Annotated in this window: 17 protein-coding genes; 3 read left to right on the top strand and 14 right to left on the bottom strand. The window is 37.1% G+C overall.

What is annotated here, in order from left to right; all coding sequences use genetic code 11:
• Window positions 1–501: 501 nt before the first annotated feature.
• From BN986_RS19035 to BN986_RS19025, 3 genes are all read right to left on the bottom strand, one after another.
• Window positions 502–1,263, bottom strand: coding sequence for a MerR family transcriptional regulator (locus tag BN986_RS19035; RefSeq protein ID WP_040983119.1), 762 nt, complete (start codon window positions 1,261–1,263; stop codon window positions 502–504).
• A 62-nt stretch (window positions 1,264–1,325) separates the two neighbouring features.
• Window positions 1,326–1,787 carry a DUF5946 family protein gene (locus BN986_RS19030; RefSeq protein ID WP_040983117.1) on the bottom strand — a complete coding sequence of 154 codons (462 nt, stop codon included), beginning with the start codon at window positions 1,785–1,787 and terminating at the stop codon, window positions 1,326–1,328.
• 229 nt (window positions 1,788–2,016) lie between these two features.
• Window positions 2,017–2,355: a hypothetical protein gene (locus BN986_RS19025; protein ID WP_040983115.1), complete on the bottom strand. Its 339-nt coding sequence runs from the start codon at window positions 2,353–2,355 to the stop codon at window positions 2,017–2,019.
• Between the two features lie 252 nt (window positions 2,356–2,607).
• On the opposite strand from BN986_RS19025, the gene BN986_RS19020 reads away from it, so the two are divergent.
• On the top strand, window positions 2,608–3,921 hold the full coding sequence (locus tag BN986_RS19020; RefSeq protein ID WP_040983113.1) for a lysine N(6)-hydroxylase/L-ornithine N(5)-oxygenase family protein: 1,314 nt from the start codon (window positions 2,608–2,610) through the stop codon (window positions 3,919–3,921).
• A 49-nt stretch (window positions 3,922–3,970) separates the two neighbouring features.
• On the opposite strand, the gene BN986_RS19015 is transcribed toward BN986_RS19020, so the two are convergent.
• On the bottom strand, window positions 3,971–4,423 hold the full coding sequence (locus BN986_RS19015; RefSeq protein ID WP_040983111.1) for a GNAT family N-acetyltransferase: 453 nt from the start codon (window positions 4,421–4,423) through the stop codon (window positions 3,971–3,973).
• A 53-nt stretch (window positions 4,424–4,476) separates the two neighbouring features.
• On the opposite strand from BN986_RS19015, the gene BN986_RS19010 reads away from it, so the two are divergent.
• Window positions 4,477–5,478, top strand: a complete 1,002-nt coding sequence (locus BN986_RS19010) for an AEC family transporter (protein WP_244445050.1) — start codon at window positions 4,477–4,479, stop codon at window positions 5,476–5,478.
• Between the two features lie 50 nt (window positions 5,479–5,528).
• Here the strand turns inward: BN986_RS19010 and BN986_RS25840 are convergent, their stop codons facing one another.
• The 6 genes from BN986_RS25840 to BN986_RS18985 all read right to left on the bottom strand — a co-directional run bounded on the left by BN986_RS25840 (window position 5,529) and on the right by BN986_RS18985 (window position 10,125).
• Window positions 5,529–5,894 carry a hypothetical protein gene (locus BN986_RS25840; protein ID WP_052400934.1) on the bottom strand — a complete coding sequence of 122 codons (366 nt, stop codon included), beginning with the start codon at window positions 5,892–5,894 and terminating at the stop codon, window positions 5,529–5,531.
• A gap of 187 nt (window positions 5,895–6,081) precedes the next feature.
• Window positions 6,082–6,972 carry a cupin domain-containing protein gene (locus tag BN986_RS27445; RefSeq protein WP_244445049.1) on the bottom strand — a complete coding sequence of 297 codons (891 nt, stop codon included), beginning with the start codon at window positions 6,970–6,972 and terminating at the stop codon, window positions 6,082–6,084.
• 156 nt (window positions 6,973–7,128) lie between these two features.
• The gene (locus tag BN986_RS18995) at window positions 7,129–7,896 is read right to left on the bottom strand and encodes a class I SAM-dependent methyltransferase (protein ID WP_040983107.1); all 768 of its coding nucleotides are present in this window, start codon (window positions 7,894–7,896) and stop codon (window positions 7,129–7,131) included.
• 206 nt (window positions 7,897–8,102) lie between these two features.
• Window positions 8,103–8,621, bottom strand: coding sequence for a GNAT family N-acetyltransferase (locus BN986_RS18990; RefSeq protein ID WP_040983105.1), 519 nt, complete (start codon window positions 8,619–8,621; stop codon window positions 8,103–8,105).
• A gap of 464 nt (window positions 8,622–9,085) precedes the next feature.
• Window positions 9,086–9,211: a hypothetical protein gene (locus tag BN986_RS27935; protein WP_262362486.1), complete on the bottom strand. Its 126-nt coding sequence runs from the start codon at window positions 9,209–9,211 to the stop codon at window positions 9,086–9,088.
• A gap of 242 nt (window positions 9,212–9,453) precedes the next feature.
• Window positions 9,454–10,125 (bottom strand): flagellar brake protein, encoded by a 672-nt coding sequence (locus BN986_RS18985; protein WP_040983103.1) that lies wholly within the window; start codon window positions 10,123–10,125, stop codon window positions 9,454–9,456.
• Between the two features lie 350 nt (window positions 10,126–10,475).
• On the opposite strand from BN986_RS18985, the gene BN986_RS18980 reads away from it, so the two are divergent.
• On the top strand, window positions 10,476–11,255 hold the full coding sequence (locus tag BN986_RS18980) for a ChbG/HpnK family deacetylase (protein ID WP_040983101.1): 780 nt from the start codon (window positions 10,476–10,478) through the stop codon (window positions 11,253–11,255).
• A 61-nt stretch (window positions 11,256–11,316) separates the two neighbouring features.
• On the opposite strand, the gene BN986_RS18975 is transcribed toward BN986_RS18980, so the two are convergent.
• The 4 genes from BN986_RS18975 to BN986_RS18960 form a co-directional block, all read right to left on the bottom strand.
• Complete coding sequence (locus BN986_RS18975; protein ID WP_040983099.1) at window positions 11,317–12,021, bottom strand: LutC/YkgG family protein; 705 nt, start codon at window positions 12,019–12,021, stop codon at window positions 11,317–11,319.
• Window positions 12,021–13,445 carry a LutB/LldF family L-lactate oxidation iron-sulfur protein gene (locus BN986_RS18970; protein ID WP_040983097.1) on the bottom strand — a complete coding sequence of 475 codons (1,425 nt, stop codon included), beginning with the start codon at window positions 13,443–13,445 and terminating at the stop codon, window positions 12,021–12,023. The genes BN986_RS18975 and BN986_RS18970 overlap by 1 nt, the downstream gene beginning before the upstream one ends.
• Window positions 13,442–14,185, bottom strand: coding sequence for a (Fe-S)-binding protein (locus BN986_RS18965; protein WP_040983095.1), 744 nt, complete (start codon window positions 14,183–14,185; stop codon window positions 13,442–13,444). Before BN986_RS18965 ends, BN986_RS18970 begins: the two co-directional genes overlap by 4 nt.
• 295 nt (window positions 14,186–14,480) lie before the next feature.
• Window positions 14,481–15,194 (bottom strand): FadR/GntR family transcriptional regulator, encoded by a 714-nt coding sequence (locus BN986_RS18960; protein ID WP_040983093.1) that lies wholly within the window; start codon window positions 15,192–15,194, stop codon window positions 14,481–14,483.
• Between the last annotated feature and the right edge of the window lie 435 nt (window positions 15,195–15,629).

The following is a 15,629-nucleotide window of genomic DNA, read 5'->3' as shown; positions in this document are numbered from 1 at the left end:
AGCAAGATATATATGCTTATTCTTAGGTGCGATAGTTGATTGAGTAATTAGTTATATAGTTATAACACTTAATCACTTGCAATGATATGTTTAAATTGCACAAAAATGAATGAATAATCACATGTTCAATTATTTTTTCACCTTGTGCTTTTATAAAAAATTATTTTTGGCTTTTATTATCAAGAGAATAAACATCCTATTCTATAATTAAAATGGATTGTACATAAGAGATATATTGGCGGATATCAAAATACTACATCCTATTCAGAAACCGAAATTATATTCTTTATAATATTTCCTGGTAAACTCACATGATCTAGCATTGCGGCCAAGAGACTTCGGATGGTCTCAATGAGAATTCGATTGGCTTAGTCTTTTGCCAATCGAAAATATCAATTCTTATGGAGAGTCTAACATTGAATAATGGCTTAATAGCTCCAACTAAAGATTCCCGAACGTAAAAAATCGGGGAGCTCCTTCTCCCCGATTTTTCCAGTAGCATTAATCCTTTGCATATTTAACAACTGCGTCATGCAGAAGAGAAACAATCTCTTTCCCAGCACGACTATTATAATATTTCGCAAATCGTTCATCTACTAAATACATTTGTACCAAGCCTTTATGCGCTTCTGCGGAATAATTTGGCCATGAATACATCAGCCATTTTTTATGAAGCTCATACACTTCTTTTGCTTCCGGTACTTCTAAATCCTTTGTCGTTGTTAATTGCTCCAGTTTCTTAAATAATTCATCTTCTATTCTTTGCATTTCCTGAAAATCTGCTTCACTGAGATCCATAAACTTTTTATTCGATTTTTCAATCGTTTCCTTACCATATTTTTCTCTGATTTCTTCCCCATACAGCCTTTCGTTTTCTTCCAAACGTTCTTTCTTAAATCCTTCAAATTTTTCTTCCGCTGTCATCTTAATCTCTCCCTTTGTATATTGAATTGTTTTTTTCACAGTAGCTAATAATTGATTTATTTTTTCTTTTTCAACTTCCAGTTTGCGTTGATGCTCTTTTAGTGCAGTGAGCGTATGAAACGTAGGGTCATCCAGTACCGATTGAATCTGCTCCAGCTTCATTCCTAAAGAACGATAGAGCAGAATTTGCTGCAGCCGATTTAATTCCTTCTCTTCATATAAGCGATATCCTGAATCGGAATGCTTCGCTGGCTTTAGTAAATCAATTTGATCATAATACCGGAGTGTGCGTGTACTGATACCAGACATGTCTGCTACTTGTTTGACAGTATATTTCATTCCAGTTTCCTCCTTTCAATGGTTACCTTGAAATAAAAATTTGAGCAAAACATATTATTGGATCAACATCCTTGTTTTTCTTTTAAGTCCATTCTAATATGCTCTGTCCATTTATTTATTGAGTTTATTGCATTCGTTTCTCCACTCTTAAATACATATTCAATTGTCATTGACCATTTTTCAGATATACGTTCTCTTTCCTTATTTGGAACAGGATTAGTTATTTTCTTTATCTGTGATGCAAGTTCCCGATTTTTCAAGAGAATATACTCTGTATCCCACTTTCCATCGTAAGCTTTTGTAAATAGGTTTATCAAAAGATGATAGCCATCCTTCGTATAGTTAGATGGATGTTGAATCATGTAACATGAAACGAGCCAAAAATGTAAAGCATATAACTCGTGGTCATTATGCTCCCAAATCAATGGAAACTGAAACATTTCATAGCATGAATGCCCTTCTGTTTGATTAGCTCCACATTCTATACATTTACCATCTTCCATCACTGTATTATTATCAACCATTGTTTCGTCCTCCATCATGTACACTTTTAGCCGCTTTATATCCTAATTGATATAATTCCATATCATATTTGAACTGCTCATTTATTTTCTTTCGCTCACCATTCTTTATTTCAAAGTCCTGTCAAAATGAAGTATATAGGTTTACGCTGCGTCAAGGTCAATCTTTTTTTTATTTTAATTGAAAAAACCCATCTTAAACTGCTTAAGATGGGTTCGTACTATAATTATTTTAAATGATGTCATTAAAAATTGGTCCGCCATTTAAATCAATAATCTTTAAACGGCTCGTATCTTTGATAAAAATCGTTTTGTATTTTTTCTGATTGGCATCATCACCAATAAATAAAATACGCTTATGCGGGTTATCCTCCACCACTTGCACAGAATCATTTTCTGATGGAATTTCATTTTGAATAACTTCCATTTCTTCCTGTGCATTTGCGCCTGTTCCCTCTTCCATAGCTACTGCTTCATTATCTGTTGTGATTTCTTCCGCTTCTCCTGTGTTAGCGTAGATGCCAGTAACTAATAATGCTCCTGCTGCTGTAGATAATAAAATTGTCTTCATTGGTAAAACCTCCTTGATTTCTTAACAATTACCAGTTTACTGGATAGATGTTTATAATGTCCTTAGAGAAAAATGAGAATTTGATGAGAAGGCTCAGCGTTTATTTTCAAGGGAATAGGGGAAAAAAGGTAATATGCTTCTTTTCTTTAGTAAATCTTTTATGTAAGAATCACCTCAATAAGACACAATTATTCTTTACGTACCAAAGCTATATAGACAATTCAAACTAAAAATATAATCGGAGGAACAACAATGAACAAAGTATACGATGCAGTCGGTATTGGAATTGGACCATTTAATTTAAGCCTTGCTGCTTTAACAAATGATTTGCAAGAAATAGATATCTTATTTTTGGAACAGGAAGCTTCCTTTGATTGGCATCCTGGAATGCTGATTGAGGGAATGGATCTGCAGACACCTTTTATTGCAGATCTTGTAACCTTAGCAGACCCCACCAACCGCTTTTCTTATTTAAATTATCTCCACGAGCATAACCGGATGTATCAATTTTTCTTTTTTAACCGTTTTACCATTCCAAGAGAAGAATACAATACGTATTGTAAATGGGTTTCTTCCAGGCTTGACAACTGCCAATTCGGACAATGTGTAACAGATGTAGAGATGGTACCTGGGAAATCTTATTACGCGGTTACTGCCCAGTCTACAAATGGTAATAGCGAAGAAATCTTTTACGCAAAACATATTATTTTAGGAACGGGAAGCATCCCGAATATTCCTGAAGCACTGCAAGGGTTCCCAGAAGAGGATATTACACATACCAGCCGCTATACGTATCTAGCGGATACTTTAAAACAAGGAAATTCCATTACAGTCGTTGGTTCTGGTCAAAGCGCTTCAGAAGTATTCTATGATTTATTAAAAGACCAAAAACACAACGGTTATGATTTAACCTGGTTTACCCGTTCCAGCGGAATTTTTCAAAAGGAAGATACTGGCCTGGGAAAGGAAGTATTCTCCCCGGAATATGTTGATTACTTTCATAAACTGGCATTGGAGGATAGGATGGAATCGCTTGAAAACTTAAGTACTATCCGTAATGGCGTAGATCCAAATCTTCTGGAAAAGATTTATGAGCTGCTTTATAACCGCTCTATCGAATCACCGTTACAGCAAATCACCATCCAAACGAATACCGCAGTAAATGCGATTAAGCCCAATGCAAATCCCAAAAAATCTGCCTACACTCTGGATTGTGAACAGTGGCAGAAAGGAGAAAACTTTACTTACCCTGCTGATAAGGTAATTCTGGCAACAGGATATAAGCCGCATCTTCCGGACTGGCTGGATAAATTCTATAAGGAGATAGAATGGGAGGATGAAAAAAAATTTCGAGTAACATCAGATTATCGGCTTGTTTTTAAAGATGACCGTGAAAATCAATTGTATACGTTAACCAATATTGAGCATTCTCATGGTTCCAGTGCAACAAACTTAGGATTATCCGTATTACGCAACCAAAAAATCATTAATTCCATTGCAGGCAAAGAAATTTACTCAACACCGAAGCAAGCAGTCTTTCAACAATTTGAAATGAAAAAATCATAAATCTAGAAAAAGATGCTAAGCATGTTTGATCAGCGTTTGGCATCTTTTGCTATATCAAGTCTATTTCCAGCCTTACCATATCAACAACCTGCATGCCATTTTCGAAAATCGGCTCTTCATAATGACGTAAAAAGAAATCCCGGTCAATGGAAGTCATTCGAAAACCGCATTTTTGATAAAGTGCTAATTGGCTGACCCCGGAATTGCCGGTACCAATTTCTATCGTACGGTATCCTTGTTGTCTTGCTTCCTGGATCGCATGCAATACTAACTGCTTTCCCAGGCCTTGTCCATGATACACTTCATCGACAGCAACATTCACTAGTTCAACTGTATCTGGTCTTGTCGGTAGAAGAACATACACCCCTACCACCTTCTCTTCTGTCTCCAATACATAGCAAGTCCCCCTGGTAGTATAGTCCCGGACCAACCTTTCTGACGGATCGGCAAGTAATAACAGGTTCATCGGTAAAGCTTCTTCTGTATGTAGTTTACGAATCATTTTTTCACTTCCTTTTTTATAAAATAGTCTTGTTTCTTTCTAGTGATTCTTCTATGATTAGAAATTATACATTGCAATTTAAGTATACCAACTTATCAGATTCAAAGGAGATTGAAATGGATGTCACCACTGTCGTATTAACCGTCATTATGATGGGAATTATTTTATTTATTGGAGCCTTGGTAGCTCTGAAAAACACGATTACATATGAAGCAAAACAGTTATTTATGAGCGTGATTATTAACGTCGCTGTTCCATTTATTATTTTAAATGGCGTCTTCAATACTAATTTAACAGATGATGTATTGCATCAGGTTATTCTGATGTTTATTTTCAGTGTCAGCTTTAATGTTTTAGCTGTCGGTATTTGTTTTTTATTTGGAAAAATCATCGGTTTTTCCGTGAAAAAATCAAAACAGCTCGCTTTACTTGCTGCTATTGGAAATTCTGGTTTTATTGGAATTCCATTATGTGCTGCTATTTTTGGACCGATTGGCGGCTTGCTCGCTGCTATTTTTGATGCGGGGCTGGATGTAGTTGTTTTCTCCTTAGGGATCTATTTATTGCAGAGTGATGATCGCTTTGAATGGAGACAATTAAAAGCACTTGTAAATATGCCGTTAATTGCTATCAGTTTTGGACTTATTTTTGCTTTCAGCGGCTGGGAAGCTCCTGTTTTAATGAAGGATTTGGCCAGTATGCTTTCTGCACTAGCTGCTCCAATGGCAATGCTCTATGTCGGTTTTAGTCTGCCAGATCTCTTCCGCAGCAAACAGCCGTTATTTTTCCGTGAATTATGGATGCCTTTAGTGTGGAAACTGCTTATTCTGCCAATCATGGTAATGATAGTTCTATCTTTCTTGCCACTAGAAACATTGCTCAAAAATATATTAGTCATTCTTGCCTGCATGCCGACCTTTATGCTTTCTGCTGTTTTATTTTCACGCTATACGAATAAAGAACAAGAAGCAGTCATTGCATCGGTATTTTCCACATTACTTGCCCTGGGAACCATTCCGCTTATTGCTTGGCTGTCTACCTTTTGGATTAGTTGATTAAATAAATGAAAGTAGACGAACTTTTATTATTGTACGTCTGCCTTCATTTATTTTTTTGTGATGACAAACCAATTTGAGGACATTACCAATACAATAACTAGACAAACCATTCCAACGACAAGAAACAAAGGTATTTTCATCAATCCACCCAGTATAATAGCAAGCACGCCGCCAATATAAAAAGGAGAGAATTTCGGATTTAAAGTCACTTCTACATTATCCCCATCACTTACCGTTATAGGTTTGCTGCGGAAAAAGGATTGATTGACAGCAATTTCCGCGGTGTCTCCCTCGGCGATAGCAACAGTTACATCATTATTTTTTAGTTTCCCCTGATCTTCTCCATTCACTTTCACCTTTATACTGGACAAACCGCCCAGTGGACCTGTGCTTCTACTTATGTAAACCTCCATTTACGTACTCCTTCCACCATTTTCATTACTTTCAAATATACTAGGAATTCTAACATGGAATTCCCATAGTCAACAGGTGCTATGGAACTAAAATTCGCTTCTCCTTAAATTAGTAAAAAAAGCCGTCCTTTGAAAGAACGACTTCCTACTATTAAAAATATTAGCTAGCTGTCCCAACACACAACGTCTAACCTTCCGCTTGCATTGCTTCTTGCTTTGTAGCTTCTACTGTTCCAAACGGATGATGGGGAGGTGCATAAACTGTATACAGCTTTAAATCCTCGTCTCCGGTATTTGTTATATTGTGCCATGTACCAGCAGGAACCATAATCGCACTGTCCTCTTCCACCTGTTGCCGGATGGTCAGGTTATCCTGCCGATTTCCCATCTGTACCGTTCCGTTTCCTTCTTCAATCCGTATAAATTGATCGGTATCCGGATGTACCTCTAATCCGATATCTTCTCCTACTGGGATACTCATTAAAGTAACCTGCAAATGATCCCCTGTCCACAGAGCAATTCGATAATTGGTGTTTGCTTCTGCTGCGTTTTCAATATCAATTACAAACGGATTTCCTCCATGGTCCGTAACCCGGGAGGTCATGGAATATCCTTGATGATTTTCTACATATCCTGCTAAATGGTTTGCAATTTGATAATCTGTCATCGCCAGCTGATAAAGCAACTGCCGGGAGAAAGGTTCATTTATTTGCTCACTTTTACGATAATTTTCTTCATAACCTTGAAGTGCATGATTATAAATAGATTCAACAGTGTCATTCGCTTCTTGGGTACGCGTTGACTGTCTAATATCTGGCTGTTGACCAGTAAAATATTGATAGGCCTGCTCCAAACCTGCGGCAATTTGATTTCTGGATTGCACAGCATACACAAGCCCCTGCATAGATGGGTCATGCCGAAACTGCTCCGCTACTTGAAAATACATCGGAATCGATGATGCCTCACGCTGTAATGTTTCCTTTATCATGGTAGCAGTCTGTTCATCATACGGATTTCCTTGATTCAGATGTGAATTCACTCGATTCATTTGCTGCTGATAAATAGGATGATAATACATACGGTTCTGTTACCTACCTTTCCTTAATCTCCTATCAGCATATGCCTATACATAAAAAATGGAACTCAAAAAATAAAAAAAAGAGAAGACATTTAAAAACATCTTCTTAATCACCATCCTATTACCTTCTATCTAAATATCACTTATCATTTCTGCTTATATTTCTTTAGGCTTGCTAATTTTTACATCTTTCTTTTCCGCTGCAATCATCAAAAACATCGGTCTTCGCAATTCATGCTTCATATCCGGTATTTTCTCAAGCATATCCTTTGATGGTACAGACTCTTCTACACGTAAAATGTCAAAACCTGCTTGAATTAAATCATTCATAAATGTAGATACAGTACGGTGATACTTTATTACTGTTTCATTTAAAAAAGAAGCTTCTCTCTTTCCTTCCACTTGATAATTATCTACTGGCCAATATATCGGGTTCTTACCTGTGTGATCATATATCCAGTCCTGCTCTTTTCTGGCAGTAAAAATGGGATGCTCTACAGAGAAAACAAAGCTCCCGCCCGGTTTCAATACAGTATTTATCTTTTCACAAATACGAGAAAATGATTCGATATAATGAAGCGCAAGTGAACTAATAACAATATCCATGGACCCCTTAGTAAAATCCATATCCTCTATAGCTTGATGCAAATATACAATCCCTGAATCATGGGTCATTTTAATCGCACGTGCAAGCATCCGTTCAGATATATCCGTTCCTATCACTGATTCCGCACCTTGTTCTCTTGCATAACGGCTATGCCAGCCAAATCCACAGCCTAAGTCTAAGACCTTTTTCCCTTTAAATTCTGGTAACATCTCTTTTAAAATATGCCATTCTCCAGCCGCTTCCAACCCTTTTTTAGACCGGTCCATTTCAGCGTATGCCTGAAAAAATGGATGATTATCATATTTGTTTTGTTTCAATAATACACTTCCTTTCTACACTCCAAATCTAACTTGTAACATAACCATAAAATAAGCATATCTATTACAAACATGCTTTATACCTGAACATTATGTATCTGACAGTAACCTCATTCTAATTAAAGATAGATAAGGTATACCGTCAGAAATCCTAGATACATTAATTATTTTATAAAGTTACGGAAAAACAATGGGATTAACAATTACTATAAAATCTTTTCATATCTGCAATGCCCATGATTAGTACCTTTATAATCGTAACCAAAGCCTTTATATATTTGATTTAGCTTTTTATTGCTCTCCACACAGTCTAAACGAATTCTGCGCATTCCCTGTGTCTTTGTATAAGCTTCCATCCACTCGACAATTGGTCTACCTAATCCCCGTCCAATATGGTCATAATCCACGGACAACCGGTGCATATAAAAAGCATCCTCACTGGACTGTCCCCAAATATTCTTATCCCAGGGTGTCTGCATTTCATTTAATGTAAATGTAGCAATAATCTCATCACCTTCTTTAACAACAAAGGTAGCTCCATCTTCCACAGATTGTCTTACTTCCGGATCTTCTTCATCCTGATCAAGAAACTCCCACTGTTTCAAGCGACTTTTTTTCAACCATGTTGTCACGCCCTTCAACAGGTGGAGAACGGATTTCATATCCTCCTTTTGTGCAATATACACATGTAGATCTTGATTGATTGATCCAACTTTATGCGACATAAATCTGCCGTTGTCCAAAACCTATAAAAATCAATAAGCTTCTTTATAACAATCTGAATGGATAGCTGTATTTCTTCCTATCCTCTTACCCACCACTTAAAGTTATGCATTTTGGGGAGTTATCAGGCTATTTATTATTCAATGCATATGTGGCGTTAAGGTAGATATTTGTTCTCTATCCGTGCAGATGTTGTAATGGCTTTTTGATTTTTAGAATGTTGCATGTTTTGACAAATCGGCTTCCCTCCTTTACCATTTTATATTTATTCAAAAAATCGTTTTTCTTCCACTCTTTATAGCGTTAAGAAACAATGTGCTGCAACCTGCACATCGGTTCTCCATTTTCTGGTATTTTTAAATCTATTAAATTGTTGTTTAACGTTCTACCGGGGCTTTTGGAACATACAGTAAATTGAACTCCCAAATTCCACTGGTTGGCTTTTTCATTCAAGTTTCTATTCTATTTAGTATATTGGTATCTGCTCACTTGTCCGTACCCATCCTGCTTGTTCAATTAAGACGAACTCATGCTTCAGCTTTCTTTCTTCATCCGAGGTCGGTAGTATTCGAATCTCTTCTGTCAGCACCATTCTCTTTCAGCTCCTTTACCAACTCTTTAGCCTTAATTTGTTTTACTTCATCTAAAGCTGGAACTGTTAGACTATAGCATCTTGAAAATAAATAATGGTTTTAATGGTAATTAAATCCATTTATGTCAACTACCTTATAACCTCCCTTATATTCTTTGTATATTCGACATGAAATTTAAAAATTCCTTCTTTTGAAATAAAAAAATAAAATCCCTGATCTGTTTTCTCTTAGATACCAGTATCTATCCCTTCAACTTATTACGAATTTCAATTTGCTTTGTGATACAGAATTGCACAATTCTTGACCGTGTTCCTTCTCTCATATCGATAAATTGAATTGCATTTTTAATCATTTGATTAGGCTGTTTCATGACATTCACAATCCTGCCCTTAAACGCTATTTTTTGCGTATCCTTTTTCATTTTCAAATATAATATTCCCGTTACTTCATCATCCATCTCAACTATTTTAGAATGGCTAAAAAAAGCTACCCCGCCGCCGCTAATATCATGGGTAGTAACTTTTACAGTTCCCCCCGAATTTTCATCTGTATCTTCAGCAGCAGGTAATGTCAGATGCATTTCTTCCATAGCTTTCACACGGAAAAATTCTCTTCTTTGTACTACTTTTATTGCATCACTACTAGGCTTATCTATTGTTATTTTTCCATTTGAATGAAGATGCAGCTGTGTATTAAATTTACTTAAACCTTTTTCATGGTCATAGAAACATACTGTTACTGCCATCCCGTTTTCCACAAGCATTGGCACATTTTGCTTATTTACCGGCCGTTGAATCAACATATCAGACTTGTTCCCAATAAGTTGAGTAAAATAAGTTTTTTCCTCCGATGTTATAATTTCAAGTAATTGGCCATCCCAAAACCCTGTGTATTCTTTTTCACCTTCACCCATAAAATTACCTCTTCTCCAGTTATTTAGAAAAACAAATATTCTTTTTTCTTAATCCGAATTTCTTCATCACTATTTTCATATATAGTTCTTTGGACAGGATCATTATGACCTAATTATACCGTTTTTTTAAACTTTTGTAATAAAAATTAGAATTTTATTATTTTTGCAGGAAAAATCTAATATTGGTTAAAAACATGGACATTTCGTTTTCTTATTACTTCTTTAATGGCATAATTGTAAATAACATTTATGGACTACTTTCCTGCATCATTGGATTTATTGTATCAACCATTGTAACTTATATCCTAGAAGCAAAAGTAAAATAGATTATCAGACAGGGAGTGAAATCAATGCATAAAAAAGTATTATTTCGAGCAGATGATTTAGGTTATTCAGAAGCGGTAAACTACGGTATCGAAAAATCTGTTAAAGACGGCTTAATTTCTAGTGTCGGAGTTATGGTAAATATGCCTTCAACAGAGCATGGAGTAAATTTATTAAAAGAAGAACCTGTTGCTTTCGGCCAGCATACCAATATTTGCGCCGGCAAACCTTTAGCCGATCCTGAAAAAATCCCGTCTCTGGTGCAGGAAGATGGTTATTTCAAATCATCGAAAGTATACCGTACTGCTGAAGAAGATTTTGTAGTATTTGAAGAAGCTCTTATTGAAATTGAAGCGCAATATCATAAGTTTCTTAAATTATTTGGCAAGAAACCGTATTATTTTGAGGGTCATGCGATTGCGAGTAATCAATTTTTCAAAGCATTAGCGTATTTTGCGGATACCCATGAACTAACTTATTCTGGATTACCAACAGGGGCCAGTCCAAATGATCTTACCAGTAATGAATCCTTTATTATGGTAAATGATACAAAAGTCTATATGATGATGGAAAGCATGCAAGCAGATTATAATCCTTATCACACGTTGGAAAAACTACTTGATAATTTGCATGAAGACGGTGTGGACATGCTCATTTTCCATCCAGGATATTTAGACGATTATATTTTAAACCATTCCTCTTTACTGATTCCCCGCACGCAAGAGATTGCCATGCTTACAGATCATCGTATCAGGCAACAGCTCGATGATAAGCATATTGATTTAATTTCTTATAAAGAACTTTAAGTAGAGCGAAAAAGCTTCTCCCATCAGATTGGGAAGAAGCTTTTTCTATGAAAATCCTATCTTAGTCATCTACTACAATGTAAGTTACCTTTACCGGCCCGTGCACACCGACAATCAAATTCATTTCTATATCCGCACTATTACTCGGTCCTGTGACAAAACAAACGCTGGAAGGTGGAACAATCCCTTTTTCATTATCTTGATGAATTTTTCTTGCTGCCTGCGTCATTCTCGGTACAATCGTTTCTTTAGGAATAATGGCAATATAGCATGTCGGCATTAAACTGATTGACCTTCCATTATCTCTATTAGTCATTAAAGCAACTGTTCCCGATTCCGCAAGTGTGATATCACTAAAAGAAATTCCCACATCTGTTCTTTCGGCAATGACTTGATTTTCCTTGCCGAGGCCTGCGTCCCACACATGTACGTCCACCTCTTTTGAAAATTCTTCATAAGCCTTATCCAGCCCATATTCCTGATTCCGCTTATCATTCGAAGCAATAATCGAAGCTGCTTCATAGCCATCTAATATTTTCTTCAATGTCATTTGCAAATCACTTTTGTCTGTACGGACGAAATCGGTATGAATCACTTTACAATGCTCTTTTAACACTTCAATAAGCTCTTCGGTCGAATAATCTTTAAAAACCTCATGCTGCGGCTGAACACTATATTCCGGCCGGTTTACACCTTCTCTTTTTTGTGGCCGGCCCAGGTTTGCTGCAAGGTTACTTAAAAAGGAGTCAAGATTGTGAATAGCCATTATGCCTTTCCTCCTTTTTGGCGATGATTCCACCAGCTGCGGAAGGACTGTTTGCCTGGTGCTGGAAAATCACGGACGTCCGTCCATCCTTTTAACGGTCCCGGACCATGTTCAACATATTCCTCTTTTGTCCATGGCTTTAATGCGGTCCTCGCAACTTTCGTACTTAATTTATAAGCCGCCGGGTTCGATGCCCATTGCGCAAAACCTTTCATCATGATTTTTTCAGAAGCAGGAGATTTTTTCTCTTCTTCTACAATAATTTCACGATGACGGATTAATTGCTCATGTAATGGGATCTTCACAGGACAAGCCTCTGTACAAGCTGCACATAAAGAGGATGCATATGGTAATTCTTTATGATCCTCATAGCCATCAAGAAGCGGTGTTAATACTGCTCCGATCGGGCCTGGATAAATGGAATTATAAGCATGGCCGCCAACATGACGATATACAGGGCATACATTAATACAAGCAGCGCAACGAATACAATGAAGCGCTGATTGAAATTCTGTTCCTAAAATTTTAGAACGTCCATTATCAACAATCACCAGATGATAGTCGTCAGGTCCGTCGATTTCCTCATCCAGCCGTGCACCTGTGATGGTTGTAATATAACTGGTCAGCTTCTGGCCGACAGCAGCTCTGGTCAGCAAACTGACTAAGACTTCCATGTCCTCCCAGGTTGGAACAAGCCTTTCCATCCCCATTACACTGATTTGCGTGTCTGGCAGGGAAGTTACCATTTCCGCGTTCCCCTCATTTGTTACAAGTGTCACGGAACCGGATTCTGCTATCGCAAAGTTGCAGCCGGTAATGCCTACATCTGCTGATAAGAAATCCTGTCGCAGCTGTTCTCTAGCAAAAGAAGCTAATTCTTCCGGTGTATCTGACTTATCATAGCCTTTCTTATCCCGGAAAGTATCTTGAATTTGCTGTCTGTTTTTGTGCAGGGCGGGAGTTACAATATGGGATGGAGGATCCTCATCCAATTGCAGAATCCATTCTCCTAAATCCGATTCCACCACTTCTGCTCCTGTTTGCTCCAATGTTTGATTTAAACCAATTTCCTCAGTGACCATTGATTTCGTTTTAACGACTTTTTTTGCATTTTTCTTCTTAACAACATTTTCAATATATGCATTAGCTTCCTCTGCTGTCTCTGCAAAAAATACATTTCCGCCACGCTTTTCTACTTCTTCACTAAGCTGATATAAATAGTAATCAATGTTTTCTAATGTGTGAGAACGGATTTCTGAACCAAGCTGACGCCAATCTTCCCAATTACCCAGCTCTTCTGCCTGCGTTAAGCGGCCGTTCCGAAATCTTCCTTGTGCAGAAGAAACTGCTTGTCTCATAAAATCATTGTCAATACCTTGCCCAATTCGTTCCTTATAAGGAGTTTCGCTAATTTTTATGCTCATGCGGTTGCTCCTCCTTGTTCTTTGGCATGTGTATTTAGGATTTCTGTAATATGCATGACTTTAACGTTTTTTCCTTCTCTGCGCATACGTCCACCAATATTCATCAGACAGCCCATGTCTCCCCCGACGAGATATTCCGCTTCTGTTTCGGATACATGCTGTGATTTCTCTTTTACCATTTCTCCAGATATGTCTGCATTTTTCACAGCAAATGTACCACCAAATCCACAACAATCCTCTTTTACTGGCAACTCTACAAAATCGATTCCTTTGACGTTTTTTAACAGCTTGGTTGGCGCTTCCTTTACTCCCAAAATACGGGTCATATGGCAGGATGGATGGTAGGTTACTCTTCCTTCAAATGCAGCACCCACATCTGTTACACCTAATATATCCACAATAAATTGCGTCACTTCATAGGATTTATTCGCTAAATCAATAGCTGGCTGTTCCCATTCTGGATCACCTTTAAATATATGCGGATATTCTCTGAGCATTCCAACACATGAACCAGAAGGACCAACCACATATTCTGAATCTTTAAAGGCTTTTATCATCTGCTTCATTGCTTTTTTTGCCTCTTGAAGATAACCACTATTATATGCAGGCTGTCCGCAACAGGTTTGCGCTGCTGGAAAATCTACTTCACAACCTAATCGCTCCAATAATTCCACTGTATTCTTCCCTACATCTGCAAAAACAATATCACTTACACATGTAATGAACAAAGATACTTTCATTTTTTCCACCTCTTCTATTGGTACCGGCCATAAAACGAAACTTCATTCAGTAAAAGTTTCCGACGCACAACGCTTTAAGACGGGACGAGTAATCGCAATGGTTTTTCGGTGGGGCGAGTAATCCTAGCCCCAGTCCCAGGATGTCCGAATTTAGTCTGCTGCTCTTCTCCCACTTAATTAGCCTGAGTGATTCAGGGAGTTAGCTCACCTGATCTCCCCCCTAAATAAATGTATTTTCCCTCTTTGATTTTGAGGCGGGAGTTTTACGGGTGATTCTCCGTGACAAATGAGGTAATTAATTCTTATCAAGTTTTTGAAACAGCATTTTTTCTACATTTTCTAGATGTTCATACATTCTTTCTCTTGCTTGATCAGCTTGTCTATTTTTAATTGCTTGATAGATACGCTCATGCTCATCATATAAAATATTTGACCGGTCTTCTGTGTATAATAAAATTCGACGTGTTTCACGTATGGTTTCTGACATCAGTTCAGAAACGCTTCCCATTAAATGAATCAATAAATTCATTTGTGTTGCCTGCGCTACAGCCAAATGAAAATCTGCATCTGCCTGTTCAGCAATTCGATCATTACCTTTTGCATCTGCCATCAGCTGTAATGCTTCTTCCATTTTCTCCAGGTCCTTATCTGTATGACTCTCTGCCGAAAATGCTGCTGTGCCGACTTCTAAAATTTTACGGACTTGATACAATTCTTTCACATCATCTTGTTTCATTAGAAATGCGGTACTTACAGGCAGGGTAAAACGTTCCGCATCAAACGCTTTCACATATGTTCCTTCTCCTTGACGCATTTCAACTAATCCCATCGAACGCAGTCCGCTAAGCGCTTCCCTGATGGCAGAACGCCCAACGCCAAAACTTTTCGATAATTGCTCCACGGAATCTAGTTTATCTCCTGATTTCAAACTTCCTTCTTTAATCATAGCTATCAATGAATCAGCAACTTGTTCATATATTTTTTCAGTTTTTATTCGCTTATATTTCATTAGTGTCAACTCCTCTAGTACGTGCATCTATTTTAATTCATTGCTAGAGGTTTGCAAAGTCAAGCATTTTACTCCACTATAAATTTGGATTAAAAGCATCATCTCCTCTGTAACCATAGTTTGTAGCCAAAATAGATAGAGACATATGTATTCTATTTGGTACTGCAAACAAATGTGAAGGTCCTGATTTATTAAAATTATTTCCATGTGAAATATAGTAATAATAACTGGAGTATATAACTTCTTTAAAATAAACAAGCTATAATTAAATAAATAAGGTCATCAGATGACCTTATGTTAAGAGTTTACTCCATTTGTTTTTTAAATTCAATAGAAAATTGTAAATTTTATCTCTATATACTTTTAATGCCATGACAGAGAAATTATTTAATAAAAAATTTGAACCTGGTATATATGATACAGAGGATATTATTG

Source organism: Oceanobacillus jeddahensis, assembly GCF_000750635.1.
In the GTDB taxonomy this organism is placed as follows: domain Bacteria; phylum Bacillota; class Bacilli; order Bacillales; family Amphibacillaceae; genus Oceanobacillus; species Oceanobacillus jeddahense.
This window is presented reverse-complemented; position numbering and strand designations above follow the sequence as displayed.